28 protein-coding genes are annotated in these 25,611 nt (G+C 38.5%); 13 read left to right on the forward strand and 15 right to left on the reverse strand.

From position 1 onward, the window contains the following. Positions 1 to 10: 10 nt before the first annotated feature. The gene (locus tag Q4597_RS09455; protein ID WP_303406006.1) at positions 11 to 691 is read right to left on the reverse strand and encodes a DUF4331 family protein; all 681 of its coding nucleotides are present in this window, start codon (positions 689 to 691) and stop codon (positions 11 to 13) included. Positions 692 to 981: 290 nt separating this feature from the next. Between Q4597_RS09455 and Q4597_RS09460 the strand changes: the two genes are divergently transcribed. After that, positions 982 to 2,169 (forward strand): LETM1-related biofilm-associated protein, encoded by a 1,188-nt coding sequence (locus tag Q4597_RS09460; protein WP_303406007.1) that lies wholly within the window; start codon positions 982 to 984, stop codon positions 2,167 to 2,169. A 79-nt stretch (positions 2,170 to 2,248) separates the two neighbouring features. Here the strand turns inward: Q4597_RS09460 and Q4597_RS09465 are convergent, their stop codons facing one another. From Q4597_RS09465 to Q4597_RS09485, 5 genes are all read right to left on the reverse strand, one after another. Continuing rightward, complete coding sequence (locus Q4597_RS09465) at positions 2,249 to 3,004, reverse strand: LytTR family DNA-binding domain-containing protein (protein ID WP_303406008.1); 756 nt, start codon at positions 3,002 to 3,004, stop codon at positions 2,249 to 2,251. A gap of 30 nt (positions 3,005 to 3,034) precedes the next feature. Next, entirely contained in the window at positions 3,035 to 3,370 is a 336-nt protein-coding gene (locus Q4597_RS09470; protein ID WP_303406009.1) for a 2TM domain-containing protein, read from the reverse strand. A 23-nt stretch (positions 3,371 to 3,393) separates the two neighbouring features. Further along, positions 3,394 to 3,687, reverse strand: a complete 294-nt coding sequence (locus Q4597_RS09475; protein WP_215914686.1) for a 2TM domain-containing protein — start codon at positions 3,685 to 3,687, stop codon at positions 3,394 to 3,396. Between the two features lie 146 nt (positions 3,688 to 3,833). Next, positions 3,834 to 5,177 (reverse strand): 2TM domain-containing protein, encoded by a 1,344-nt coding sequence (locus Q4597_RS09480; RefSeq protein ID WP_303406010.1) that lies wholly within the window; start codon positions 5,175 to 5,177, stop codon positions 3,834 to 3,836. Positions 5,178 to 5,301: 124 nt separating this feature from the next. Beyond that, a complete protein-coding gene (locus Q4597_RS09485; RefSeq protein WP_215914851.1) occupies positions 5,302 to 5,763 on the reverse strand; it encodes an Lrp/AsnC family transcriptional regulator in 462 nt (153 codons plus the stop codon). A 159-nt stretch (positions 5,764 to 5,922) separates the two neighbouring features. On the opposite strand from Q4597_RS09485, the gene metE reads away from it, so the two are divergent. From metE to Q4597_RS09505, 4 genes are all read left to right on the forward strand, one after another. Next, entirely contained in the window at positions 5,923 to 8,247 is a 2,325-nt protein-coding gene (gene metE, locus Q4597_RS09490) for a 5-methyltetrahydropteroyltriglutamate--homocysteine S-methyltransferase (RefSeq protein WP_303406011.1), read from the forward strand. An 84-nt stretch (positions 8,248 to 8,331) separates the two neighbouring features. Beyond that, the gene (locus tag Q4597_RS09495) at positions 8,332 to 9,885 is read left to right on the forward strand and encodes an NAD(P)/FAD-dependent oxidoreductase (protein WP_303406012.1); all 1,554 of its coding nucleotides are present in this window, start codon (positions 8,332 to 8,334) and stop codon (positions 9,883 to 9,885) included. A gap of 58 nt (positions 9,886 to 9,943) precedes the next feature. Further along, positions 9,944 to 11,257 (forward strand): DEAD/DEAH box helicase, encoded by a 1,314-nt coding sequence (locus tag Q4597_RS09500; protein WP_303406013.1) that lies wholly within the window; start codon positions 9,944 to 9,946, stop codon positions 11,255 to 11,257. A 262-nt stretch (positions 11,258 to 11,519) separates the two neighbouring features. Continuing rightward, positions 11,520 to 12,278 (forward strand): endonuclease/exonuclease/phosphatase family protein, encoded by a 759-nt coding sequence (locus Q4597_RS09505; protein ID WP_303406014.1) that lies wholly within the window; start codon positions 11,520 to 11,522, stop codon positions 12,276 to 12,278. A gap of 67 nt (positions 12,279 to 12,345) precedes the next feature. On the opposite strand, the gene Q4597_RS09510 is transcribed toward Q4597_RS09505, so the two are convergent. After that, positions 12,346 to 13,179 (reverse strand): alpha/beta fold hydrolase, encoded by an 834-nt coding sequence (locus Q4597_RS09510; protein WP_303406015.1) that lies wholly within the window; start codon positions 13,177 to 13,179, stop codon positions 12,346 to 12,348. 140 nt (positions 13,180 to 13,319) lie between these two features. On the opposite strand from Q4597_RS09510, the gene Q4597_RS09515 reads away from it, so the two are divergent. Next, on the forward strand, positions 13,320 to 13,928 hold the full coding sequence (locus tag Q4597_RS09515; protein ID WP_303406016.1) for an FMN-binding negative transcriptional regulator: 609 nt from the start codon (positions 13,320 to 13,322) through the stop codon (positions 13,926 to 13,928). 6 nt (positions 13,929 to 13,934) lie between these two features. On the opposite strand, the gene Q4597_RS09520 is transcribed toward Q4597_RS09515, so the two are convergent. Continuing rightward, positions 13,935 to 14,918 (reverse strand): NAD-dependent epimerase/dehydratase family protein, encoded by a 984-nt coding sequence (locus Q4597_RS09520; RefSeq protein ID WP_303406017.1) that lies wholly within the window; start codon positions 14,916 to 14,918, stop codon positions 13,935 to 13,937. Positions 14,919 to 15,097: 179 nt separating this feature from the next. Between Q4597_RS09520 and Q4597_RS09525 the strand changes: the two genes are divergently transcribed. Further along, a complete protein-coding gene (locus Q4597_RS09525) occupies positions 15,098 to 15,463 on the forward strand; it encodes a TfoX/Sxy family protein (protein ID WP_303406018.1) in 366 nt (121 codons plus the stop codon). 59 nt (positions 15,464 to 15,522) lie between these two features. Here the strand turns inward: Q4597_RS09525 and Q4597_RS09530 are convergent, their stop codons facing one another. Continuing rightward, entirely contained in the window at positions 15,523 to 16,002 is a 480-nt protein-coding gene (locus Q4597_RS09530) for a Dps family protein (RefSeq protein ID WP_215914695.1), read from the reverse strand. A gap of 107 nt (positions 16,003 to 16,109) precedes the next feature. Between Q4597_RS09530 and Q4597_RS09535 the strand changes: the two genes are divergently transcribed. Continuing rightward, positions 16,110 to 17,048, forward strand: coding sequence for a hydrogen peroxide-inducible genes activator (locus Q4597_RS09535; protein WP_215438897.1), 939 nt, complete (start codon positions 16,110 to 16,112; stop codon positions 17,046 to 17,048). Positions 17,049 to 17,138: 90 nt separating this feature from the next. Here Q4597_RS09535 and Q4597_RS09540 read toward each other — a convergent pair whose 3' ends face one another. Continuing rightward, positions 17,139 to 17,336, reverse strand: coding sequence for a hypothetical protein (locus Q4597_RS09540; RefSeq protein ID WP_215438895.1), 198 nt, complete (start codon positions 17,334 to 17,336; stop codon positions 17,139 to 17,141). 153 nt (positions 17,337 to 17,489) lie between these two features. Between Q4597_RS09540 and Q4597_RS09545 the strand changes: the two genes are divergently transcribed. Beyond that, entirely contained in the window at positions 17,490 to 18,758 is a 1,269-nt protein-coding gene (locus tag Q4597_RS09545) for a D-alanyl-D-alanine carboxypeptidase/D-alanyl-D-alanine-endopeptidase (RefSeq protein WP_303406019.1), read from the forward strand. A 15-nt stretch (positions 18,759 to 18,773) separates the two neighbouring features. On the opposite strand, the gene nudK is transcribed toward Q4597_RS09545, so the two are convergent. From nudK to Q4597_RS09570, 5 genes are all read right to left on the reverse strand, one after another. Beyond that, positions 18,774 to 19,358, reverse strand: coding sequence for a GDP-mannose pyrophosphatase NudK (nudK, locus tag Q4597_RS09550; protein WP_215438892.1), 585 nt, complete (start codon positions 19,356 to 19,358; stop codon positions 18,774 to 18,776). A 55-nt stretch (positions 19,359 to 19,413) separates the two neighbouring features. Continuing rightward, complete coding sequence (locus Q4597_RS09555) at positions 19,414 to 19,833, reverse strand: two-component system response regulator (RefSeq protein ID WP_303406020.1); 420 nt, start codon at positions 19,831 to 19,833, stop codon at positions 19,414 to 19,416. Between the two features lie 96 nt (positions 19,834 to 19,929). Then, entirely contained in the window at positions 19,930 to 20,586 is a 657-nt protein-coding gene (locus Q4597_RS09560; RefSeq protein WP_303406059.1) for a DUF2461 domain-containing protein, read from the reverse strand. A gap of 57 nt (positions 20,587 to 20,643) precedes the next feature. Next, positions 20,644 to 21,441, reverse strand: coding sequence for a TIGR00266 family protein (locus Q4597_RS09565; RefSeq protein ID WP_215914698.1), 798 nt, complete (start codon positions 21,439 to 21,441; stop codon positions 20,644 to 20,646). Between the two features lie 72 nt (positions 21,442 to 21,513). After that, the gene (locus tag Q4597_RS09570) at positions 21,514 to 21,969 is read right to left on the reverse strand and encodes a DUF4442 domain-containing protein (RefSeq protein WP_289063489.1); all 456 of its coding nucleotides are present in this window, start codon (positions 21,967 to 21,969) and stop codon (positions 21,514 to 21,516) included. 133 nt (positions 21,970 to 22,102) lie between these two features. On the opposite strand from Q4597_RS09570, the gene Q4597_RS09575 reads away from it, so the two are divergent. From Q4597_RS09575 to Q4597_RS09590, 4 genes are all read left to right on the forward strand, one after another. After that, positions 22,103 to 22,582, forward strand: a complete 480-nt coding sequence (locus tag Q4597_RS09575) for a DUF4870 domain-containing protein (RefSeq protein ID WP_215438886.1) — start codon at positions 22,103 to 22,105, stop codon at positions 22,580 to 22,582. Continuing rightward, positions 22,582 to 23,034 carry a nuclear transport factor 2 family protein gene (locus tag Q4597_RS09580; RefSeq protein WP_303406021.1) on the forward strand — a complete coding sequence of 151 codons (453 nt, stop codon included), beginning with the start codon at positions 22,582 to 22,584 and terminating at the stop codon, positions 23,032 to 23,034. The genes Q4597_RS09575 and Q4597_RS09580 overlap by 1 nt, the downstream gene beginning before the upstream one ends. Before the next feature lie 214 nt (positions 23,035 to 23,248). Beyond that, positions 23,249 to 23,578 carry a PadR family transcriptional regulator gene (locus Q4597_RS09585; protein WP_215439474.1) on the forward strand — a complete coding sequence of 110 codons (330 nt, stop codon included), beginning with the start codon at positions 23,249 to 23,251 and terminating at the stop codon, positions 23,576 to 23,578. A 62-nt stretch (positions 23,579 to 23,640) separates the two neighbouring features. After that, a complete protein-coding gene (locus tag Q4597_RS09590; protein WP_303406022.1) occupies positions 23,641 to 25,500 on the forward strand; it encodes a PspC domain-containing protein in 1,860 nt (619 codons plus the stop codon). The last annotated feature ends 111 nt before the right edge of the window (positions 25,501 to 25,611 follow it).

Raw genomic sequence — 25,611 nt, forward strand, 5'->3', positions numbered from 1 at the left:
AGATTAGTTATTATTGTTTTCTATTGGTAGTTACCCAAGTTTTGTACACTTTTAAACCTAATGCGTTAGTTGCCGTAGTCTCTCCTAGAATGCTATTAGGAATCTCCAACACCAAGGCCATTGTATTGGCTCCATCAAAAGTATCTACAGCCTCGCCCTCTGGTAAAAAACCTTCTGGTGCAGTACCGCCAATTACTTTATTGAATTGTCCAAAATCAAAAAAGAAAGCATCTTGTCTTGGTCCAGCAAAAAGAGAAACACCGTCTTCTGTAGTAGTCGTTAATGCACTTTCGCCAGATATAGCAACTTGCCCTAATGGAGTGTCAACCATAACACCACTGGTTTTTCCGGTTTCAGCAGGAACAACAGGACCAAAGAAATACATGGTATCTTTTCTAGGGATGGCCTGAATAACCAAATCCTCTATTAAGTCATTATTTGTATCAATATTGATTTCCGTTAATACATCTTCATCAAATGTTCCATATGCCAAATCAGGAAGTACGTTGGTCTGTAGATCTACAATAAATACCGTATTCTCTGGATTAGAAGGCGATTCAAATCCGTAGAAATCCGCAATATCCGCAGTATTGCCCGTTGTTCCTGGCGCATCAATATGATCCGCAGCCACTAGAACCGCACCAACAACGGCGAGGATTCCCATGCCAAATAAAAGTTTTGTCTTTTTCATTTTTAAGTTTTTAATGATTATTAATTCACCCCTACTTACGGGACTTTAGTAGCAGGGTTTGGTTTTAAATGTTAATAAAATGTTAAATGAAAAACAGCGGAAACATTTCCCTTAGAAGCCCTATTACTTTTTATACATAATTGAATCCTCTCATTATTAGTAATTTGACAATACCCAACCCCATATACACCTCGTTTTTAAAAATGGGCTATCTAAACATATTCTATTCCCAACGAGGATTGTTTTTATTCATTTTAGCGTAATTTGGCACTCTAAAAACCAATAAAACTATGAACCCTTCGGCTTCAGGTTGGATCAATAAATTCGGTTCGCTTGTAGAAAAAGAGCGAGACCGCTACTCTAGTTTTGATACACTCTACCGTGACTTAAGAAGCACCGGTTTCGTTTACGGTATCAACATGGGTATTCCACAATTCATTGTTGCCGAACATAAACTTTCCGAAGATGAGTGTGCAAAAATCAACCTTCTAAACGCACTCTACAGCACCTATACCCTGGAGACCAGCAAAACGGACTTCAAGGCTTTTCTAGAAGAAATTTTTCGGTTTTATAAAGAATTAGAGATTGGTCATATTTCTCTTCTTAGCAAAATACTTACCGGCTCACAAACGGCTGCGCATTTAGAAAAACTAATAGATTCTAGAGTTTCTCTTGGAGATAACTTAATTAGCAAGACATTCAACAGCATTATTACCAATTCATTATTGTTTATAGATGTCCTTCTATTTAAGCGGTACTTATGCAATTCTATAAATATAAGAGAGCAGGCACAATTGGTAGAGTACCTTACCATAAACATTACCTATCACGCCCTTAGCTCCAAAGAAAAGAACAAGAGCGATGAACGCTTGGCACAACTATTTGCGTCCTCATTGACCTTTATTGAAATTGATTCCCAAAATTTTGACGGTTCATACCGTGAAAAACTACTTGAGAACCGTTCCGAAATTGAAAACCGATATTTTTTAGATGTAGCCTGTTTAGCGGTATGGGAAGACAAGTCTTTAGAATACCAAGAATCAGAGTTTATATTTGGTCTTGGCAAGGACTTGAAATTAGCAGAAGAGGATATTCTTAATTCCCTTGAGGAAATTAAAATTTTCTTTATAAAAAATTCTAAAACTATACCCTTTTTAAAAGACACCAATCTAGCGATTCAGTTTTATGATAACATGTCCAAAATGGTAAATAAACTGATTTTAAGAAATAGCAAGCGCTTACAAAAAGAACTATCCGAAAGCAAAGAATTGGTCTACCTCATTTCAAAATCTACCTTAAAAGATCTTACCCCGGAAGAAAAGAAAAAGGTACAAAACCAACTGATCGATATTTTTAAAAGCATACCTTCCTTAGCTATTTTTATACTTCCGGGAGGTGCCGTGCTCTTGCCCATTTTTATAAAACTAATTCCAAAGTTACTCCCTTCGTCTTTTGATGAAAATCGTGTAGAAAAATAGATTTTTTTGCTAAAATACGCACTATAAGAAAAATCTATACAGACTATTAATAAACTTTAAATCAAATCATTAAATTAATTTACTCCAACCATAACTTAAAGTCTTTGACACGCTCCCTACTTACAATGACTTCTTGCTCATTAAAGTGATTTAACTTGATTTGAAGCCGAGAATTAGTGTAAGAAACAATGTCTTTTATATGATTTATATTGATGTAAAATTTGCGACTCACCCGAAAGAAAGTTTGAGGCTCCAATTCATTTTCCAGATTTTCCAAGGTGGTGTCCAAAAGGTAATTTCTACCATCCGAAGTTGCCGCATAAGTTCCTTTATTTTCACTATAAAAACTTTCAACTTCATCTGCATTGATTATTTTTAAGTGCTGCCCCACCCTTGCTGTGAATCGTTTTTTATATTCCCGCTCCAACGGGTTTACCAAGAGATTTTTTATATCATCAAAGTTGAGCGTCATAGGCTTGGTTTCAGGCCTTAAGGACCTATATTTTTCAACAGCCGCCTCCAGCTCCTCATCATCTATGGGTTTCAACAAATAATCAATGCTATTCAACTTAAAAGCTTGCAACGCATACTCATCAAAAGCAGTCGTAAAAATGATAGCACTTTTCACCTCTACGGTATCAAAAATCTCAAATGAAAGTCCGTCCGACAACTGAATATCCAAGAATATAAGGTCTGGATGCGTATTATTTTGAAACCATTCAACAGCCTCTTCAACAGAGTGAAGCATTTGCGACACTTCTACACCTAAATTCAACAACAAACGTGATAACCGCCTTGCCGAAGGCTTTTCATCTTCTATAATTATGGTCTTCATACTGGGTTGGGTTGGTTTAAATCTAGCTACCTAAAAGTACTTCTTCATTTCGTTTTTATCCGCCTCCATATATTTCTGAATTTGGCGCTCCTCCCATTTTTTACCAAAGAAAGGATTATACGAGAACACCTTAAAACCATGAAACAAAACCCCTATTCCCCAAAAGAAGAATGTAGAAAACGTTCCGAAATTAAAGAACGCCTCTGTAAAACTCTCGCCATTGTTCATGTTACCGATTACAGCTCCGGTCATAACCATGATATTCACCAAAACAAAAACAGTTAAATGAATATAAAACCCTTTTAATCGCTCCACCTGTTTCTTTGCCCTAGCCTGTTTACTCCTTCTATCTAATGATTGATCCATTTTAATTTGTTTTAACATTATACTTACTGCCATTTAGTTCTCTGCTCATCCTCCTGCATAAACTGCTTTATTTTGCGCTCTTCCCAATCACGTCCAAACAACGAATTATTTCCGAACGTTTTTATCGCACCCACAACAACACCTATTCCCCAACCAAATGCAGCCCAAAGAAACCAAGGGTAAGCAAAGCCGTTCGTCAAATAATTTATGGCCGCCAAAAAGCTTATGGCAACTACATAGGAAATTAACCCTGTATAAAATTTCTTCTCTGCCTCAACCCTTTCTTTTGCTCTAATGTATTTACTTTCCCTATCCATAATTTAAGTGTTTTATCGGTTATTGTTTACTGGGTCAAAATTCGTCCAAAATGCTCCATTTTTAAAATATTACTTCCTGAACTGTAATTTTTTAAGACCGAATTGCAAACTATTCATTTAAGTTATAAATCACCACTACAGCCGGACTAAAAGTTTTCATCATCCATATACTCCCGCATCTTTTTTTCCTCCCAACGTTTTCCCCAAAGCGGATTGGTACCAAAAGCTTCCATAGCGTGCATAGCCACTCCAAAACCCCATCCCATTACAGGAAAAATAACCCACGGAAAACTGGTCGTCCTATAATTCAAAAAAGCCAAGAAGGGGATTACAATACAATACGCCAATAAATTACCATAAAACCCTTTAATAGCCTCCACACGCTCTTTTGCCTTCTCATAGCGTTTATCCTGAATATACTCTTGTTGCACCTCCATAGTTGAAATTTGTTTTAAAAGTATAGGCAACCTGACACTGAACTCGGTTGCCGTTTTATCTATATGAACTTTCCTGTCCGTTAAAAGGGCATAGCGCTCTCGTATATTATACAAGCCCACACCACTGCTCTTCTTTACCACCTGTTTCTCCTGCAGGTTATTAATTACAATCAGTTCTCCTTCTTGCTCAAACACCCGTAAACGTAGTGGCTTGCTAGAGGTTACCACATTATGTTTTACCGCATTTTCAATCAATAACTGAAGTGACAATGGTACTATCTTGGATTCCGGGTTCAAGGCTGCTTCTGGGATATCAAAAACAATACTGTCCTCAAATCGCATTTTCAAGAGCTGCACGTACGTTCTGGCAAATTTAAGCTCCTCATCAACCAAAACCAGGTCTTTACTTTTTTGTTCAAGTACATACCTATAAACCTTTGATAAAGAAGAAGTAAACTTTTGTGCTTGATACGGGTCTTCCTCTATAAGACTAGACAACACATTTAAACTGTTGAACAAAAAATGAGGGTCTAATTGATTCTTTAATGCATCAAATTTTGCCGATGCCGTATTGGCTATTATTTTTTGCTCCTTAACCTTATTCTCTTGCCTATACCTGTAATAATAGATAGCGTAAAAAACCATAGCTATTATCAGGGAAATTGCAGTAGAGCGCAGGTAATTATCCGTTGAATGATATACCAAAGCCTCTTGAACAGACTTACCATAGAGGGAAACCATTGCAATAAAAGTGGCTACAAAAACACCAAAACAGGATATAACCGCATTTCCCAACACCGCGAACACCATTCGCTTTATGGTATATATATTTCTTTCATACTTCGTCAAAAGAAAATAGAACCAATACATATTTACAACATACAACACCACCGAAAATATGATGTTCACCATATACTCCCGCCAGACATCTTCGAAAATCAATTCAAATCTTTGCTCATTGGTAAAATACCAATATGTATTAAACCCAAAGAAGACTATGTTCCCAATAACAAAACCCCAAAAGAGCTCCTTTAAAATCCTACTGCCACCCATTTTTCTTGTTTTCTAAAAAACATCCATACCAATTAGCAATGTAAAGATGCCCAACCATAGCCCGTTTTAAAAATGAATATGACCCAACTGTAGATAAACCGCCCCAAACTGCAGTCCGCATCTACTAAAACGGAACACCATACCCTTGTTTTATAGTCCCAATTACAAAAGTGCTGTGCGCACTCCCTATATTATTTACAGCCCCCAAGGTGTTGATTACAAAGTCCTGATAATGCTTCATATCACGCACCAACACTTTCAGCCTAAAATCATAATCGCCGGAAATATTATAACATTCCGTTACTTCTTTTACCGCGCAAATATCCTCAACAAATTGATTTCCAATATCCTTTGTATGTTGTTTTAAGGTGATATCACAAAAAACAATCAGCTCTAGCCCCATTTTTCCTGCATCCAACAAAGCGGAATACCCTTTAATATACCCCTCTTTTTCCAATTTTCGCACTCGCTCATAAACCGGGGTTGGAGATAGATTAACATTAGCAGCCAGCTCTTTTGTAGTAATATTCGAGTTTTTTTGAAGCTGTTTTAATAATTTCAAATCGGTCAAATCCAAATTTTCCATAGATAAATCGTCTTTAAAACATCCTTTACAGAACATTTACTTTTCATTTACACTTTAAAAATACCTATTTACAGTTAAATATTCTTAATTAAAATCATAATTATGGATAAAATATCCTTTACAATAGCTTTGCATAGATATTAATTGAAAAACAACAGCATGAAAACTACCAACCTTGGTTATCCCCGAATTGGAAGTAAAAGAGAATTAAAAAGAGCCCTAGAACAATATTGGTCTGGAAAAACAGACCTTGAATCCCTGTTGGCTACAGCAAAAAACATCCGGAAAGAAAACTGGTTGTTACAAAAAGAACAAGGTATAGACCTGATTCCGAGTAACGACTTCTCCCTTTACGACCAAGTATTGGACCTTTCTACAACCTTAGGGTGTATTCCAGAGCGCTATACTGCACTGGCAAACAACCCGTCTTTCTCCGGCCATGACCTTTATTTTGCCATGGCAAGGGGTATTCAACAAGATGGAGCGGATATTACCGCTATGGAAATGACCAAGTGGTTTGACACCAACTACCATTACATTGTTCCAGAATTTACTAAAAACCAAGTGTTTAATGTTTCTCCTGATAAAATCATAAACGAGTACAAAGAAGCACTAGACTTAGGTATCAAAACCAAACCGGTACTGATCGGCCCTGTTTCTTTCCTTTTACTGGGAAAAGAAAAGGAAAATGGCTTTCATAGAATAGACCTTTTAGAAAGACTTCTTCCCGCGTATGAAGAAATTCTTCAGCAATTGGTTAATATTGATGCGGAATACGTTCAATTTGACGAACCTTATTTAGCGCTCAACCTTACGGAAAAAGAGCAGCGCGCCATACATCAAACCTATTCATATTTCGCCACCAAATTCCCTAGTTTAAAATTAACGGTCGCCAATTATTTTGACTGTTTTGGCGAAAATATAGATACAGCATTAGCTCTACCCGTACACACTTTACACTTAGATTTAGTGCGCTGTCCGTTGCAATTAGATGACATTATAGAATCAAAACAACTAAATAGTTACACTCATTTATCTTTAGGAGTAGTTGATGGTAGAAATATCTGGAAAAACGACTATGAGAAATCCCTTAAACTGGTTCAAAAAGCAATTGACCATGTGGGTGCCGAACGTGTTCTTATTGCGCCTTCCTGTTCCTTGCTACACTCCCCTTGCGATTTGGATTTAGAATCCAACGAAGAAAACCTAAGTGGAGAAATCAAGCAATGGCTAGCCTTTGCCAAACAAAAATTAGAAGAAGTTGCCACAATCAAACAGTTGGCCAATAAAGAGAACCTTTCCGGAAGTCTGGAAAAGCTAAAAAAGAATAGCGAAGCGCTTGCCAATAAAAAAACGGCAACGCTAATTCATAATCAAAAAGTAAAACAACGCGTAAGCGCCCTTACCGCCAAAGACGACCAAAGGGAAAGCACATTCCCAACCCGACAGAAACTTCAGAAAGAAGCTTTAGACCTTCCTTTGTTCCCTACCACTACCATTGGTTCTTTTCCACAAACCAAAGAAGTACGTAGCTGGAGGGCCAATTTCAAAAAAGGACACCTATCTGTTGAGGAGTACAATGTTCTTTTGGAAAAGGAAACAAAGGAAACCATAGAATTCCAAGAGCGTACGGGTATAGACGTACTTGTACATGGTGAATTTGAGCGAAACGACATGGTAGAATACTTTGGGGAACAACTAAACGGATTTGCCTTTACGAGCTTTGGTTGGGTACAGAGCTACGGTAGCAGATGCGTAAAGCCTCCTATTATTTACGGAGATGTATCCAGAGAAGCGCCTATGACGGTCAAATGGTCCGCTTTTGCACAATCCTTGACCAAGAAACCGGTAAAGGGAATGTTGACCGGCCCGGTTACCATTTTACAGTGGTCCTTTGTACGTAATGACCAACCACGTTCTGAAACCTGTACACAGATTGCGTTGGCCATCCGTGATGAAGTTGTAGACCTTGAAAAGGCCGGGTTACAGGTAATTCAAATTGATGAACCTGCTATTAGAGAGGGGCTACCCTTACGTAAAGAAGATTGGGATACTTATTTGAACTGGGCCATAAAAGCATTTAGAATTTCTGCTAGTGGTGTTAAGGATGAAACGCAAATCCACACCCACATGTGTTATTCCGAGTTCAATGATATCATTTCCAATATAGCGGATATGGATGCCGATGTCATTACTATTGAATGTTCAAGATCGCAAATGGAACTTTTAGACGTTTTTGCAACTTTTAAATATCCCAACGAGATTGGACCGGGAGTGTATGACATTCACTCACCACGAGTTCCGGAAAGGGCGGAGATGGTTGCTTTAATGGAAAAAGCCGCCAAACAGATTCCGGTAGAGCAACTTTGGATCAATCCGGATTGCGGGTTAAAGACCAGACACTGGCCAGAAACCAGGGAAGCCCTTATAGAAATGGTAGCCGCAGCTAGAGAATGCCGCCAAAATAGTGCCGTTCTAGCGTAACAAACCCAAATTAAAGTTCAAAAATGCATCCCACAATTCGTAGGATGCATTTTTTTATACCATAAAGCGCAGTAGCTTTGCACTATGGTAAGAAGAATTCAGTTACGCGTATCGTTAAAAGAGGAAAGCAAGCCCAATATCCTCTTACAGAAAACCGCCAAATATTTGAGTGAGGACGAGAAGAACATCACCATTAAGGTGTTGCGTAAATCTATTGATGCCCGTAAACCTACCATCTATTTCAATTACAAAATGGAGGTCTACATTAACGAAAAACCTTCAAAAGCTCCCGATTACGAATTTAAGTACCAAGATGTTTCCAATGCCAAGGAAGTTCATATCATTGGTTTTGGCCCGGCAGGCATGTGGGCGGCCCTACGCTGTCTGGAACTTGGATACAAACCTATTGTTCTAGAACGCGGGAACAACGTCCAAAACAGAAGACGGGATTTAAAAGCCATCAATCAGGACCATACGGTAAACGAAGATTCCAACTACTGCTTTGGCGAAGGCGGTGCCGGCACTTATTCTGATGGCAAATTATACACCCGCAGCCTTAAACGCGGAGACGTACGCCGTATTTTTGAAAGTTTGGTCCATCATGGCGCTACGGAAGAAATTTTGGTAGATGCACACCCCCATATCGGCACCAACAAGCTGCCTAAAATTGTTCAGAACATAAGGGAAACCATAATCGAGCATGGTGGCGAAGTCCATTTTAACACGAGACTTACCAATTTCATAGTAAAAAACAACAAGATAGAAAGTCTTCAGTTGCAGAACGGAAATGAAATGAAAGCGAATAGGGTTATCCTGGCCACGGGACATTCGGCGCGGGATATCTATTATTTACTGAATGACAAGAAAATCGGCCTGAAAGCCAAATCTTTCGCTATGGGCGTTCGGGTAGAACACCCCCAGCACATCATAGACTCCATTCAATACCATTGTTCGGGCGAGCGCAACGAGTTGCTTCCCGCTGCCGCATATAGTTTGGTAGAGCAAGTGAAGAATCGTGGAGTGTATTCCTTTTGTATGTGTCCCGGCGGATTTATCGTTCCTGCTGCGACGGCTCCCGGAGAGGTGGTCGTTAACGGTATGTCTCCCTCTAAACGAAACAACAAATTTGCCAATTCAGGTATCGTAGTAGAAATCAATGCCGATGAAGATTTGTACAAATATGAACGTTTTGGGGTCTTAAAGGGACTGGAATACCAGAAAGATTTGGAGCGATTGGCATTTACCGCGGGCGGAAGAACACAAACAGCACCCGCACAGCGTTTAACGGATTTTGTGGAAGGAAACCTTTCGGCAGACCTTAACCCTACTTCTTACCAACCTGGATTAAATTCCGCTCCGTTACATTCCTTACTTCCAAAACTGATCGGCGGAAGACTCAGACAAGGTTTTAAAGCTTTTGGCGATAAAATGAAAGGGTATTACACCACCGAAGCTAATATCGTAGGGGTAGAATCCCGAACATCATCCCCGGTTAATATTCCCAGAAATGAAAAACTGGAACACCCTGAAGTGGAAGGGCTTTTTCCTTGCGGAGAAGGCGGTGGCTATGCAGGCGGAATCGTTTCTGCCGCTATGGACGGTGAACGGTGTGCAGAGGCTGCCGTAGCGGGTCTATAATTAGTGTTTATAGGCTTATCCAAACATTAGCCGTATCTTTGCCGCTTATTAAATATACATGACATTTAAAGATTTAGGTATTGCTTTGCCTATACTCAAAGCTATTGAGGAACAAGGATACACAAACCCGACCCCCATACAGGAACAAGCCATTCCAATTTTACTTAACAAAAAAGACCTTTTAGGAGTTGCACAGACAGGAACCGGAAAAACTGCCGCGTTCAGCATTCCTATTATACATCATTTACACAAAAGTGAAGGACAGACCAAAGGTAAGCGTCGTATACGAACCCTTATCGTTACCCCTACACGCGAACTAGCGATTCAAATAGCCGATAACTTTACGGCCTACAGTAAGCATACCCACATTAAGAATACCGTGATATTTGGTGGTGTTAAGCAATCCCGACAGGTAAATGCCTTACGCAACGGGGTGGATGCGTTAATTGCCACACCAGGACGGTTATTAGATCTAATGAACCAGAACATTATCTCTTTACGGGATATTGAATTTGTAGTTTTGGACGAAGCTGACCAGATGCTGGATATGGGTTTCATTCACGATATTAAAAAAATAATTGCAAAACTGCCCAAGCAGAGACAGTCGCTTTTCTTTTCGGCGACCATGCCTTCTAGTATCGTAGAGCTTTCCAGAACGCTTTTAGGAGATTTTGAACGGGTTACCATAAAACCACAACAGGCCACGGCCGAAAAAGTGGAGCAAGGTGTTTATTTTGTTAGCAAACCTAACAAGCCCAAATTATTGGTGCACCTTATTAACGAGCGTCCTACGGATTCCGTTTTAGTGTTTTCACGTACAAAGCATGGTGCCAATAAAATAGTCAAGAAACTAGCGCAAGCAGATATAAAGTCCGCCGCCATACACGGTAACAAATCACAGACCGCTAGACAAAAAGCCCTGGGCGATTTTAAGGATGGGAAATTAAGGGTCTTGATCGCTACGGATATTGCCGCAAGGGGAATTGACGTTGAAGAACTCTCTTTAGTGGTAAATTACGATTTGCCCAATGTACCGGAAACCTATGTGCACCGTATTGGTAGAACAGGACGTGCGAGTGCCAGTGGTATTGCCCTTTCCTTTTGCGACAAGGAAGAACGCGCATATTTAAAGGACATTGAAAAATTGATCAAACAACAGGTACCGCGTATGCCGGAACATCAGTTTATTGATGGAGATGAAGGCGAAGAAACTACAGAGGAAAAAAGACCTCAGCAAAGACGCCCTTCAAACAATTCTAGAAACAATAGAAATAGAAACAGGAATAGAAATCGTTCTGGAAATTCCAACAACAGGAATTCAAATAATCGGAATCGTGGTAATTCCAGCAGGCCTTCCCGTAGAGAAGACTAAAAGTATCTCGTTCATTCTTGAACAATAAAAACTACCGTAAAATGTTTGGGCCGTATCATACAGCCTACTCATTTTACGGTTTTTCTTTTTCTGTTATTTAAAATAACAGTTTCCTAATTTTCCATTGGGAGAAGTGAAATACAAAATACTTAAATTGCCTTTGCAAACGAATATATCTCAACTAAATATGGCTTTAAAATCATTTTTTGCTTCGCTCCTATTTTTCACTCTTAGCATAACACATGCCCAAGATATAAAGGTAATGAGCTACAATATTAAATATGATAATGTGAACGATACCGTAAACAATTGGAACGACCGTAAAGCTCCTATGGTTAAGCTGCTACAGCATTATGCGCCCGAATTTGTGGGTATGCAGGAAGTGCTCTTTAGCCAATTAACTTATTTGGACGAGGCACTAAAAAACTATAACTACATTGGTGTAGGTAGGGATGACGGTAAGAAAAAAGGCGAGTTCTCCCCTATTCTTTACAATAGTAAAAAGTATAATCTATTACAATCCAATACATTTTGGTTGTCACCAACACCGGAAAAAATAAGTGTGGGTTGGGATGCCGCTATGGAACGAATTTGCACCTATGGCCTATTTGAAAATAAGATGAACAAACAAAGGTTCTGGGTTTTTAATACGCATTTTGACCATGTAGGAACGGAGGCCCGTGAAAAATCCGCTACACTTATAATCAAAAAAATCAATGAGATAAATACGGATAATATACCCGTGATACTTACTGGAGATTTTAACTTGAAACCAGAATCAAAACCTATTCAATTTCTAAAAAAGGAAATGACAGATGCCAAGGAAATTACCCAACAGCCTTTTTATGGTCCTCCTGGAACTTTTAACGGGTTTGACCATTCACGAGTACTAGACCATCGCATAGACTATATTTTTGTTAAAGGAGTGAAAGTTGAAAACTACCTTCACATAGATGACCGAATGGAAAATAACAAACATATTAGTGACCATCTTCCCGTAATGGCAACCGTTAGAAAATAGCATAATTCCAAAACAAAAAAAGCCCAAAACTTAACAAGTCTTGGGCTTTTTTGCGTTAAACCTTCGTTTACTTCTTCAGGAAAGAAATCAGAATTTCATTCAACTGATCGGCATGAGTTAGGTTTAAACCGTGCGGTGCACCTTTTATTACCTCATACTGACTACCCTTAATTCCCTCTGCCGCTTGATCGGCCGATGTTGCCTGAGGTACTGTAGCATCGGCATCACCATGTACAATAAGCGTGGGCACAGTAACATTTTTTAATTCAGGCCTAAAGTCCGTATGCATCCAAGCCAAAGCCGCCTGAATCGTTGCTCGTGGTGAAGCATGGGACGCTATGCTAAAGTCATACTCTAACTGAGCCTCGCTAACCTTATCCTTGTTGTCATCATAATTATAAAAACCGGTTAGGAATTTTTCCTTTAGGAATCCAGCGCGATCGTTCTGTAAAGCATCTTTGATTCCGTCAAGAGCCTCTTCGGGCACACCATCCGGATTATCATCTTTCTTCTTCACCAATGGAATTATGGAACTGATCAACGCAGCTTTTGCAATTTTATCCGTTCCATAGTCTGTCATGTAACGCACTACTTCTCCGCCTCCCATAGAAAATCCTACAATTACGGCGTCTTTCAGGTCCAAGTCCTCAATTATAGCATTCAAATCGCTGGCCAAGGCAGAATAATCATAATCGCCCCATGGAGCCGAAGACGCTCCAAAACCCCTTCTATCGTATGCTATGCATCGGTAGCCTTCCTCAACTATTTTCCAAACTTGCTGCTCCCAAGCTTTGTGGCTTAATGGCCAACCGTGAATAAGTATAACCGGCTGTCCGGACCCGTAATCTTCGTAAAATATATCTACTTCTTCTTTTCCTTTTCTGTTCTTTATAAATGGCATATATTTAATTTTAAAGTGAATTTAAATTTACAAGATTACTCGGAAAAGACCTCGCTTCATTCCTAATAATATTCCCCCAAAAAGATACTTTTGTAATTTCTTTAAGACCAGTTTCATTAGAATCAATATTCATACAGCCTATGTTCGTACCTGATCACCACCGTAACGATAATCCATCAGAAATAAGAGCCTTCTTAAAGGCCAACAGTTTTGGCATTCTTGTTAGCCAATACCAAAATAAACCTTGGGCTACCCATATTCCTTTGGAACTAGAAACTACTGAAGACGGAAAGGAAGTACTCACCGCCCATATTGCCAAAGCCAACCCGCAATGGCGCGAGTTTGACCAGAACGAAGAAGTACTCTGTATATTTAACGGTCCGCATTCCTATATATCTTCATCTTGGTACAAAGAAGAAGAGGTCCCCACCTGGAACTATATTGCCGTTCACGTGTATGGGAAGTTGAAAATTTTAAGCGAGGAAGAAGTCATGGCTTCCATGCACCGACTGGTAGATAAGTACGAAGCAAACTCCAAGAACCCAATTTCGCTAAAAAACATGTCTCCCCACACCTTAAAACAAGTAAAAGGTGTAGTAGGTTTTCAGATTGAGATTACGGATATCCAGGCCCAGTACAAGCTTTCCCGTACCCGGGAGCAAGACCACCCCAAAATAATTGCCGAGCTTGAGGACACCAAAGACCCCATGCGTATTGAAATTGCCAAAGCCATGAAAAATAAAGCCTAATTCCTTTTATATTGATTTATAAGCCTTGAGGATTCGTTCTATTTTATCATCTTTTTCCTGATTGATGATTTTATGCTGCGGATTTTCATTAAACCATTTTAAAGTTCTTCTTATGCCTTCCGAAAACGGAATGGTAGCTTTAAAGCCAGGAACAAAGGTCTTTATTTTACTATTGTCAAAAATGACACTTTCCCCTTTATCCGCCAATAGCGTACCGGTAAACGAAGGTTCCATTTTACAAATAAAATCAGAGGCTATATGTACCACCTTAGCTTCTTTGCCCAAGGCATCCGCTAGAATTTTATAAATCATATTCCAACTTAAGATTTCATCGGAAGTAATATGAAACGCATGGCCAATGGCCGTAGTTAACCCCAACAAGCCAACAAAACCCTTTGCAAAATCATCGGCATGGGTTACGGTCCATAACGAAGTACCATCTCCATGAACAATAATTTCCTTTCCTTTTAAAATACGGTCCGCCGTTGTCCATTCCCTAAAACCCCCAATGGCAATAGGAATTACCGTATCATAAGTTAGCGAGGGACGGACTATGGTAATAGGAAAACCGGTTTCTCTATAGGCCTTCATTAAACGGTCCTCACTTCTAATTTTATCGTGCGAGTAATCCCAAAGATTATTGCATAACGGGGTTGATTCGGTTATAATTGGATATTGCAACGGAGTCTGATAGCAAGATGCCGAACTAATGAATATATACTGTTTTGTCTTTCCTTGAAACAATTGAATATCACGCTCTATATCTTCGGGTGTAAAGGCAATCCAATTAACTACCACATCCCAGGTATGCTTTTGTAATTCAGTAAGTTCCTTTGGTTTATTTATATCGCCTAAAATTGTATTCACACCAGCCAGTCCCGCCTTATTTGTACCTCTGTTCAAATGATAAAGGTCAACACCTCTTTCCACCGCCAGAAGGCTAGATGCCGTACTTATATTTCCCGTTCCCCCAATAAATAAAACCTTCATTACGCTGTCATTTTTTGTTGTTCGAATATACTCATTAGTAATGGTAATCCCATAATGTTATAGGTTTGTTGAAATACCATGATACTCCAACCCTAGCGTCATAACCATTTAAAACAAAACTGTACTTTTGAATAACGGACAGACCTTTGCACTAACCTCCTTATCCTAAAAGATAAAATATGGCTTACGACGAATATCTTGCAGACCGATGTAGACAAATATTAAAGCAAAAATATGTGTATTCCCAAGAGAAGAAAATGATGGGCACCCTATGCTTTATGGTAGATGATAAAATGTGCTTTGCCATTACTATTGATAAGGACAGTGAGTCTTCTCGCATGATGGCAAGAATAGGAAAAGAAAATCAGAGCGAAATACTTCAATTACCGCATTGCAGACCTATGGATTTAACCGGCCGTAAGATGAAAGGTTATATTTATGTAGATGCGGATGGATTGGATACCGAAGAAGACTTAGAGCGTTGGATTCAACTTTGTCTGGATTTTAACCCATTGGCAAAAAAGAGCAAAAAGAAAAATAAGTAATAAAAAAATCCCCAATGAACCATAAGTCCATCGGGGATTTCTATCTATAATCACCTAAACTATATTTCTTCTGCCAACCAAGCTTTCATCATCCAAACTGTCTTTTCCTGACCGGTAATGAAATCGCTCATCATAGAGTTGGTTCCTTCATCTCCAGATTCATCCGAAGCATCTAGAATACGTCTCTCAATAATTAAAAGTTCCTTTAGGGAATCTACTATTAAACGAATAGCTTCTTCATCATGAGAAACATTCTTCCCAACAGGTACTTTTGCCTTTTCAATATAATCTTCAAAAGTGTGCAACGGCACTCCTCCCAAGGTTAATATACGTTCTGCAATTTCGTCTACATTAAGGTTTGCCTCGGTATACAATTCCTCAAATTTTGGGTGAAGTTCAAAGAAACGTTTCCCTTTAATGTTCCAGTGAATACCTCTTAAATTCTGATAATAACGCTGAAAATTAGCCAAAAGTTCGTTTAAATCATCACTTAATGATTTTGAATCTTTTTCGCTTAATCCTATACTATTTAGTTTCATGATTCTTGTTGTTTTTTCTATGGTACAAAGGTACTGAATAATAGCCCCTGTAATATGACAGTTATCATTGATAGTTTTTATATTTTTATCGTTCGAACTTATAGCAAATGACAATTACTCAACTACAGTACGTACTGGCCGTTGCCGAGTACAGAAATTTTACTTTAGCCGCCGAAAAAAGCTTCGTTACCCAACCTACTCTAAGTATGCAAGTACAGAAGTTGGAAGATGAGTTAGATATCTTAATTTTTGACCGAAGTAAAAAACCTATTTCTATTACAGAAGTGGGCGCAAAAATTGTTGCACAGGCCAAAAATATCGTAAACGAGGCCAGTAGAATCAAAGACGTGGTAGATCAGGAAAAAGGATTTATTGGCGGAGATTTTACTTTAGGTATTATACCTACCATTATGCCCACTTTGCTGCCCATGTTCCTAAAGTCTTTTATCAACAAGTACCCAAAGGTAAATTTGATCATAAAAGAACAAAGCACGGAAACGCTTATTAGAAATATTCAAGACGGACATATAGATGCCGCAATTGCTGCAACACCCTTGGGAATTGAATTTATAAAAGAACGCCCTCTATATTATGAACCCTTTGTGGGTTATGTACCCAAAGAACATAGATTGGGTAATTCCGAAACACTAAAACCCGAAGACCTTGATATTAGCGATGTTCTTCTTTTACAAGACGGCCATTGTTTTAGAGACAATGTAATTAACCTCTGCAAAGCCCCACGGAATTTAGACCATAAGCAGTTCCGTTTGGAAAGCGGCAGTTTTGAAACCCTAATTAATCTAGCGGACGAAAACCTGGGTATGACCCTTTTACCGTATTTGAACACCTTGGTTCTGGACGATAAGAAAAAAAGCAAACTAAAATACTTTGAAGCACCTTCTCCTGCCCGCGAAATAAGTCTTATATATCACAAAAGTGAGCTCAAAATTCAGATTACTGATGCTTTAAGAGATGTTATCTCCAGTATTGTACGAGGGGCTATCGCTTTTCAAGATGTACAAATCATAAGTCCTATTAACAAATAAATAGACCTAAATACAATAAACCCTTGTACTATACTAGGATATGATAACATAAGTCCATAAAAAAAGCCCTCCTAAAGGAGGGCTTTTTTATTATGCTTTTAAATAAATAAGAGTTTGTTTTAGCTCCGGTTTATCGGTTATAAACTGCTGTAACCAGAGTTTAAGTTCATCTACTTCTTCAGGTAGCAGCATTGAGACTGCTTTTTGTAGTTCTTTGATGAACAATTTTGCGTCAAAACTAACTTTTTTCAATACTGTTTTAGAGTATTCAAGCATAGCTCTAGCCATATTTCAAAATGTTTAAGTTATTAGTTGTTTAAGAGATATTCTCTCTCCATAAAGTTAAACATTAATGCATTTACTATATTGCATATGCGTTGTTAAATGTTAGCCAAATTCTTGTTAAATAGCCGTAACGCGGGCGTTAAGACACCATTAAAAATGAAAAACAGCCTATTGATTTTTGCTCTGCTTATATTTGCAACTAGCTGTACCTCATACAAAAAGACCATAAAAAAATCTACGGACGGTATAGTTCTTTCCAATTTTTACAAAAATCAGTTTGTAGGGCTACTAGTTTTGGACCCGGAAACGAACGACACTTTGTATGCCCACCAAAGTGAGAAATACTTTACGCCGGCCAGCAACACTAAAATCTTTACACTTTTTGCGGCTTTACAATTATTACCGGAGAAAGTTCCCGCCTTACGGTATAGTGTTAAAAACAATACGCTATATGTAGAAGGAACCGGAGACCCTTCATTTCTTCACCCGCATTTTCAAGATAGTACCGCATACCATTTTCTAAAGAAGTGCAAATCCATAGTTTTTAACCTGAATAACTATGTGGATGAAAAATTAGGCCAAGGTTGGGCGTGGGATGATTATCAATATTACTACCAACCGGAGATGACCTCATTTCCCCTCTACGGAAACGTTACGAGTATATCTAACACAAACGGTCTAAACGTAAAACCCGGTTTATTTAAAGATAGTGTTGTTCGTACATGGTATACGAAAAATAGGGAATTAGAGCGTAATACCTTCTACTTTTCGCCTTCTCGCAAGGACACTATTGAAATTCCTTTTAGAACCGATACCGTTTTGAGCAAACAACTCTTAGCATCTGCTTTAAACCAAAAAATAAGCCTATCCAATAAACCCATAACAGACAAAAAGGAAATACTTTACGGGCAAGCATCCGATTCTTTATACGTACGAATGATGCACGAAAGCGATAATTTTATTGCAGAACAACTACTTATAGTGTCTTCCTCTACCCTATCAGATACTTTAAGCGGCAAAAAAACGCGGGAGCATATACTTAAAAATGAACTTGCAAACCTTAAGCAACTACCAAGGTGGGTAGATGGTTCTGGACTTTCTAGGTACAATTTATTTACGCCAGAATCTATGGTCATGGTTCTTAACAAAATGTACCGGACCATACCACAACAACGATTATTCTCTATTTTTCCGCAGAACGGTGTTTCAGGAACATTAAAAGGATGGGATTACAATGCCGGGTACCCCAAGCTATATGCCAAATCTGGTAGTTTAAGCAACAACTACTGCTTAAGCGGTTACCTCATTACCAAAACCGGAAAAACCTTGATTTTTAGTTTTATGAACAATCACTATAAAAACCCAACCTCCGAAGTAAAAAGAAAAATGCAATTAGTACTCAAACAAATTGCGGATACTTACTAAAGGTTTAAAAGGTGATTATTCCAACAGCTTATGCACCGCTGCATACTGTAAAAGAAGTATTGTTTTTGCATCTTTAATTTCCCCTGAAGTTATCATGCCCATGGCAACTTGAAACGGGTATTCCAAAACCTCTATATTTTCGGTTTCATCATCCGCTCCTCCTCCTTCGCCAATTTTCATCTTTTCTTCATAGGCACCCACAAAAAAATGGAGTACCTCCGTAACCGAACCTGGAGACATATAAGATTCAAAAACTTTATGAACGTTTTCTATTTGGTAGCCGGTTTCCTCTTCTACCTCTTTACGGATACAATCTTCCGGGTTATCACCATCTAAAAGACCGGCACAGACCTCAATCATCATTCCGTTGGTATTGCCGTTTACATAGGTAGGCATACGAAATTGTCGTGTTAGAACAACTGTTCCTTTTTTCTTATTATACAGTAGAATTGCGGCCCCATTGCCCCGGTCATAGGCTTCCCTTTCTTGAGTTTCCCAAGAACCGTCTTCCTTTTGATATTCGTACACATATTTATTAAGGGTATACCAATTGTCCGATAATACTTCTTTCTTAATATTCTTGATTTTACCGTTCTTCACGTTGAAATTATATGAGATTATACAAGAGAGATTAGTTTAAAAAAAAAGAGAAACCTTACCGGGCTTCTTCTTTTTCTCCAAATATACGGCCTAAAGCTCTTTTTGAGATAGGCTTATCAAAATATCCTTTTACCTCGGGGTGGTGAGAGGCCCGTTGCCTTTCTTTGGTACTTAAAAATGCTGAAAGTATGTAAACGTCAGTAGTTTTTACATGCTCTGGCATTTCTTCAAGTTTTTGCAAAAATTCCCAACCATCCATTTTGGGCATTACCAAATCCAGTAAGATTATATCCGGGAGATTAGTGGAACCTTCAAGACTATCGGACAATACTTTAAGAGCAATTTCGGCGCTGTCAAAATCCACAACTATGTAAGGCTTCCCCAGTTGTTCTATGCCATACCTAGCCGCAAACAACGATACAAGATCGTCATCTATAATCCATATTGTTAACGGGGTAACTTCTTCAAATTCCATAATCGCTCAAAATATAGTCAGAAAAATCTTTCAAAACTAGAAAAATAATTCAAAAATGAAATCAAAATAGGTAAATCATTCATTTTTCTTTCATTTTTAAATCACAGTCACGGCTTTATTAAGATATCGCCTAAAGGGCAGCATTTCTTTGTATAAATTAACAACTTTATCCTCAAAACCGGACACAAATACCTCATTTGTAGAAAATTCATGTGCTACGGCAAATGTTTTATTCCTTAAAAGCTCGATATGCTCATGGGAATTGGAGAATCCTTTTGGGGCCTTTATGAGTTTTGCGTCTTCATAAAGGCCGCCAAACGCCTTTTGAAATGATTTTTTCTCCAGGATATCCTTTAATAAATCTCCATCATATTCAATACCTTCGCGGATACTCTTGAGCGTTCCTGAATCAGGCCGCCAAAAACCACCGGCCAAGATGCATCTTTCTATTCCTATTTCAATATAAAAATCGGCCGTAAAGGGTCTTTTGTCCAAGCCAGCTCCAAAGTGATCTTTGTATACCGGCTTGTTAGGATGAAACATAAGGTTATTGTTAATCCGGTTAATGCCCTTTTTACCCGGTGTATCATAATACTCTTGGTCTATTTCTGCCAAGATAAGATTCATATGGTCCAACCATTTTACAAAATCATCCCGTACTTCTTTATACCACTTACGATTGGCATCCATCCACTCTTTGGAATTGTTCCGTTGAAGTGCCTTTAAAAATTCGACCAGGTTTTTAAAATCCATTAAATTATCGCCATTAGAAGCGTTTACCATTTAAGTTATTTATATACGGTAAGACACCTAAAAACGATTATCCCCTCCTACTATATCTCCAAGCGTACCCAATATACTTCCTTCACCTTTATCCTTACCTCCTCTTGGCACCGATGCTAAAACACGGCCGGCAAGCCTACTGAACGGCAAAGATTGAACATAAACGGTTCCCGGACCTCTTAACGTGGCAAAGAAAAGACCCTCACCACCAAAAACCGTATTTTTTATTCCGCCTACAAATTCAATATCATAATCTACGGTTTGTGAAAAACCAACAATACAGCCGGTATCTACCTTAAGGACCTCACCTGCGGCAAGCTCCTTTTTGGCCATAGTACCACCTGCGTGTACAAAAGCCATGCCGTCTCCCTCTAATTTTTGCATGATAAACCCTTCACCACCAAATAGGCCACGACCTAGCTTTCTTGAAAATTCAATGCCAACGGATACGCCTTGAGCAGCGCAGAGAAAAGCATCTTTTTGACAAATGAACTTACCTTGCTTTTCAGATAGGTCTATGGGAAGTATTTTTCCTGGATAGGGCGATGCAAAGCTTACCTTTTTCTTGCCTCGCCCTATATTTAAAAAAGCGGTCATAAAAAGACTCTCTCCCGTAAGGATACGTTTACCTGCGGAAAAAATCTTACCTAAAACACCCGTTTCTTGGTTGGAGCCATCTCCAAAAATGGTATCCATCTTAATATCGGAATCCATCATCATAAAACTACCGGCCTCGGCCACTACGGCTTCCTGCGGGTCTAGTTCTATTTCAACATATTGCATTTCTTCACCATAAATCTGGTAGTCTATTTCGTGTGCGTTCATTTCTTTTCGTTTTTTATTGATGTATGTTAGTTAGCCATGAAGCGGAAAATGTTACAGATAGAGTGAAAATTTTTATTGTTTTACCCGCACAGTCCACTCAAAATTAAAGGTAGATACTACTACTCCATCTTCATTAACACCAACGGACTTCATCCAAAATGCCTGTCCCTCTCCTGTAGCAATAGTTTTGTCTATGGCTTCTTTTATGAGATGGCCATCCTCACACGTAAAGGTTATTTTTCCGGTTGCCTTTTTAGAAAAATTAGCATTGTTATTAGCTACTAGCATAGAAATTTTCTTTCCACTTTCTCTAATCTGGGTTATGACCATGGCCCCCGTACTTAGTTCTGCAGCCATACCTTGCACCGCCCAAAACATACTTTTAAACGGGTTTTGATTAAACCATTTATGGGTAACGGTTACAACAGCCTTCTTCTCATCCATATAACGCAACCTAACCCCACTCCACCATGCAGATGGTAATTTAAAAAATGTAAATGTGTTGAACTTGCCCGTAGATACTGCCATTTTCTTATATATTTTTCCTAAATGTAGATATTTTTTTTCTGTTTACAATTGTTAATATAATGTTAATATTTAGTACTTTGTTTTGCATAGTACCTTCTTTTAGATATATATTTGCATAAGAAATTACTAAGCCATGGAAAGTACAATAACAAAACATGAACGAAATTTAGCGGCAATCGTGCACGCTTCTTCTTTTTCAAAATTCTTTATTCCTTTCGGTAACTTTATAATTCCGTTAGTGTTATGGACCGCCAATAAAAAGGATTATGCGTTTGTGGACTACAACGGCAAACAGGTTTTAAACTTTCAGATTAGCCTTTTGCTCTACTCTATTGTCCTTGGTGCAATCAGCATTCCTATGTTTCTAGGTTTTTTTCCTGAATTGTTAAACAGTAGCTTTTTGGGGCTTGACCATTTAAACGATTACAACAATCTTAATCTTGATTTGAGTCAAGGTCTTAATTTTGGTTCTTGGCTATTTCCTTTGGGTATAGCAGGTTTAGCCCACGGTGCCCTTTTTGTAGTGAACGTAGTATACACTATACTTGCCGTTATCCGTACTAATGAGGGCCAAGAATTTTCATATCCGCTAACTATAAAGTTTTTAAAATAATGAGATTGTACGCATCCATAACCGCACTTGTTTTTGCTTCTAGCTTCTGGGGAGTGACAGCACAATCTCCTTCTGAAGAGGAATTAAGGGAAACAATTATCCGGTTAGATACCGAATATTTTGAGGCATACAATACCTGTAATATGGACAAACAAGCCGCGATGTATGCCGAAGATTTGGAGTTCTATCATGACAAAGGCGGATTATCCACATCAAAACAAGATTTGCTGGAAAGCTTAAAGAAGAACATCTGCGGAAAAGTAACACGCGAATTGGTTGAAGGCAGTATAGAGGTGTACCCCATAAGCGGGTTTGGCGCCGTAGAAATAGGAATGCACAAATTTCACAACAACCAGGAACCGGATGCTATTTCTAAGCCTGGTAAATTTATAATGATATGGAAAAACACAGATTCTAATTGGAAAATCACGAGGGTCATTAGCCTTCATTAATATAAAAAAGGGTACTCATCATACCCGATCAAAAAGGAGTTTATTCATCAATCAATTTATTCTAAATCCGCAACGGGTCCCACTAATCACGAGACATTAACCAAAACGGATTCGGAATAGCAAAAAAACGAACAATCAAACTATGCAGCGTACCATTTATGAACAATCACGTTCCCCCAATTTAAAGGAACTGCATAAAAAGCAAAAAGAAATTATGAATGTAGAAAATACAAAAGCACAAATGCGCAAGGGCGTTTTGGAGTACTGTATTCTGTCTATCCTTAACGGAAAGGACAAATACGCCTCTGAAATTCTTGAAACGCTAAAAGATGCAAAAATGCTTGTGGTAGAGGGCACTATTTACCCTTTGCTTACCCGTCTTAAAAATGCGGGACTACTCAGCTACCGCTGGGAAGAATCAACTTCTGGTCCCCCAAGAAAATATTATGCACTTACAGAAACCGGTAAACTTTTTCTAAAGGAACTGGACAGTACGTGGGACGAGCTAAGAACAGCAACAAATTTGGTAACCAATAATAAATAAACCTAAAAAACTACTCTGCAACATCATACTTACTATGCACTTACAGAGAAAAAACGACTAAAATGAACAAAACTATAAACATTAATCTAGCCAATATGCTCTTCCATATGGATGAAGACGCATATAACAAAATGCAGCGCTACTTAGAGTCCGTTAAACGGTCTTTTGCAAATACTCCCGGCAGTGATGAGATACTGGCAGATATTGAAGCCCGTATAGCGGAACTGTTCCATGAAAAGCTTGAGAACGAGCGCCAGGTCATTACCCAAAAACAGGTAGACGAGGTTATTGCCATCATGGGGCAACCAGAAGACTATATGGTTGACGAAGATATTTTTGAAGACGAACCCAATACAAGAAGTAGTTATTCGGAACCAAGAAAATCCAAGAAACTGTACCGAGATACAGAGCACAAATATGTTGCGGGCGTATCTTCCGGTCTGGCACATTACTTTAATATAGACCCACTTTGGGTGCGTTTAATATGGGTACTGTTAACCATTGGCTCTTCGGGTGGGTTTATTTTAATCTACGGCCTACTCTGGTTATTGATTCCCGAAGCAGTTACTACATCGCAAAAGTTGGATATGCGGGGGGAGGACATCAACATCAGCAATATAGAACGCAAGGTCAAGGAAGGCTTTGATGATGTTGCCCAAAAAATTAAGAGCGTTGATTATGAAGGTGTAGGTAACAAAGTAAAAAGTGGCGGTCAGTCGTTTTTTGACACTTTAGGAGATATCATAATGTTTTTCTTCAAAATCTTTGGAAAGTTTATCGGTATTCTCCTAATCCTTATTGGTGCGGCTACTATTATTGGGCTGTTTATAGGAATGATAACAGTAGGTATTGCAGATATGGTTCATGTACCAGGAATAAACATGTACCATATTGTGGATGCCAGTGACATGTCTATCTGGTTGATTTCACTACTTGGATTTTTTGCCATAGGTATTCCGTTTTTCTTTCTTCTTTATTTAGGATTGAAAATCTTGGTCAACAACCTTAAATCTATTGGAAGTATTGCTAAATTCTCATTATTAGGCCTTTGGTTGATTTCCATAATACTATTGATTGTTTTTGGAATAAAACAAGCTTCTGCACGGGCATTTTCTGAATCTACTGTAACTATGGAGAATATTCATTTTCCAACCACGGTAGATACCTTAGAAATCAACTTGGAATCCTACAACCGAAAATTCCGAAACAAGCGTAAAGTTGAAATGGGTAACGGAGTAACTATTAGCAGAAACGAATCTGGTGAAGAAGTAATGGTGTTAGATGATGTTAGCTTCTATTTGGAAAAATCAAAAGACACCATCACTAGAATAGAGATTATAAAAGAATCCGATGGCTCTTCTTTTGAGGTGGCAGAAAAATATGCCGAAGCTATCAATTATAGCTACAAGGTTGAAAACAGCACACTTTACCTTCAAGACTTTTTAACAACTGCCAGAGAGAATAAAATGATGAACCAAGAGGTTCGCATCAACCTTTACATTCCAGAAGGCACTGTTCTTAACTATGTAAATGATAGTGATTATAGATGCTGGCGCTTCCATATTCAAAACGATAGAAACTTGGATGCCTGCGATATAAGCGATTATACATGGAAAATGGGTTCTGATGGAGAATTAAAATGTCTAGAATGCCCGGAGTTTGTTGATGAGGACGATGATGATGATGTTGATGATAACAATAACGGAAGAAACAAAATCAGAATTAACGAAGGCGGTATTGACATAGACATTCAAGAAGATGGTGAATCATTTAAAATGAAAATAGGTGAAGACGGAGTACAAATAAAATCCAACGAAAATGGCTCTGATGGTAAAAACCGAATCAATATAGATGAAAACGGTATTGACATAGATATAGACGACAACCGTTCTGAACCTGAAGACACCAATTATAAAACATAATTATCAAGGCGATCTATCCAGTGTAATCAATTCAGTATCAAAATATGACGTTTGAGTCTGAAAATCTGGTCAGAACGCAACCAATAGTTCAATTTTACATCAATCTAAAAA

Origin of the sequence: Zobellia sp. 1_MG-2023, from assembly GCF_030549125.1 — a bacterium.
GTDB classification, from domain to species: Bacteria; Bacteroidota; Bacteroidia; order Flavobacteriales; family Flavobacteriaceae; genus Zobellia; species Zobellia russellii.

Coding starts and splice junctions, on each gene's coding strand:
- Q4597_RS09455 (WP_303406006.1), bottom strand. CDS start 691: ATGAAAAAGACAAAACTTTTATTTGGCATGGGAATCCTCGCCGTTGTT.
- Q4597_RS09460 (WP_303406007.1), top strand. CDS start 982: ATGAACCCTTCGGCTTCAGGTTGGATCAATAAATTCGGTTCGCTTGTA.
- Q4597_RS09465 (WP_303406008.1), bottom strand. CDS start 3,004: ATGAAGACCATAATTATAGAAGATGAAAAGCCTTCGGCAAGGCGGTTA.
- Q4597_RS09470 (WP_303406009.1), bottom strand. CDS start 3,370: ATGGATCAATCATTAGATAGAAGGAGTAAACAGGCTAGGGCAAAGAAA.
- Q4597_RS09475 (WP_215914686.1), bottom strand. CDS start 3,687: ATGGATAGGGAAAGTAAATACATTAGAGCAAAAGAAAGGGTTGAGGCA.
- Q4597_RS09480 (WP_303406010.1), bottom strand. CDS start 5,177: ATGGGTGGCAGTAGGATTTTAAAGGAGCTCTTTTGGGGTTTTGTTATT.
- Q4597_RS09485 (WP_215914851.1), bottom strand. CDS start 5,763: ATGGAAAATTTGGATTTGACCGATTTGAAATTATTAAAACAGCTTCAA.
- metE (WP_303406011.1), top strand. CDS start 5,923: ATGAAAACTACCAACCTTGGTTATCCCCGAATTGGAAGTAAAAGAGAA.
- Q4597_RS09495 (WP_303406012.1), top strand. CDS start 8,332: ATGGTAAGAAGAATTCAGTTACGCGTATCGTTAAAAGAGGAAAGCAAG.
- Q4597_RS09500 (WP_303406013.1), top strand. CDS start 9,944: ATGACATTTAAAGATTTAGGTATTGCTTTGCCTATACTCAAAGCTATT.
- Q4597_RS09505 (WP_303406014.1), top strand. CDS start 11,520: ATGAGCTACAATATTAAATATGATAATGTGAACGATACCGTAAACAAT.
- Q4597_RS09510 (WP_303406015.1), bottom strand. CDS start 13,179: ATGCCATTTATAAAGAACAGAAAAGGAAAAGAAGAAGTAGATATATTT.
- Q4597_RS09515 (WP_303406016.1), top strand. CDS start 13,320: ATGTTCGTACCTGATCACCACCGTAACGATAATCCATCAGAAATAAGA.
- Q4597_RS09520 (WP_303406017.1), bottom strand. CDS start 14,918: ATGAAGGTTTTATTTATTGGGGGAACGGGAAATATAAGTACGGCATCT.
- Q4597_RS09525 (WP_303406018.1), top strand. CDS start 15,098: ATGGCTTACGACGAATATCTTGCAGACCGATGTAGACAAATATTAAAG.
- Q4597_RS09530 (WP_215914695.1), bottom strand. CDS start 16,002: ATGAAACTAAATAGTATAGGATTAAGCGAAAAAGATTCAAAATCATTA.
- Q4597_RS09535 (WP_215438897.1), top strand. CDS start 16,110: ATGACAATTACTCAACTACAGTACGTACTGGCCGTTGCCGAGTACAGA.
- Q4597_RS09540 (WP_215438895.1), bottom strand. CDS start 17,336: ATGGCTAGAGCTATGCTTGAATACTCTAAAACAGTATTGAAAAAAGTT.
- Q4597_RS09545 (WP_303406019.1), top strand. CDS start 17,490: ATGAAAAACAGCCTATTGATTTTTGCTCTGCTTATATTTGCAACTAGC.
- Q4597_RS09555 (WP_303406020.1), bottom strand. CDS start 19,833: ATGGAATTTGAAGAAGTTACCCCGTTAACAATATGGATTATAGATGAC.
- Q4597_RS09560 (WP_303406059.1), bottom strand. CDS start 20,586: ATGGATTTTAAAAACCTGGTCGAATTTTTAAAGGCACTTCAACGGAAC.
- Q4597_RS09565 (WP_215914698.1), bottom strand. CDS start 21,441: ATGAACGCACACGAAATAGACTACCAGATTTATGGTGAAGAAATGCAA.
- Q4597_RS09570 (WP_289063489.1), bottom strand. CDS start 21,969: ATGGCAGTATCTACGGGCAAGTTCAACACATTTACATTTTTTAAATTA.
- Q4597_RS09575 (WP_215438886.1), top strand. CDS start 22,103: ATGGAAAGTACAATAACAAAACATGAACGAAATTTAGCGGCAATCGTG.
- Q4597_RS09580 (WP_303406021.1), top strand. CDS start 22,582: ATGAGATTGTACGCATCCATAACCGCACTTGTTTTTGCTTCTAGCTTC.
- Q4597_RS09585 (WP_215439474.1), top strand. CDS start 23,249: ATGAATGTAGAAAATACAAAAGCACAAATGCGCAAGGGCGTTTTGGAG.
- Q4597_RS09590 (WP_303406022.1), top strand. CDS start 23,641: ATGAACAAAACTATAAACATTAATCTAGCCAATATGCTCTTCCATATG.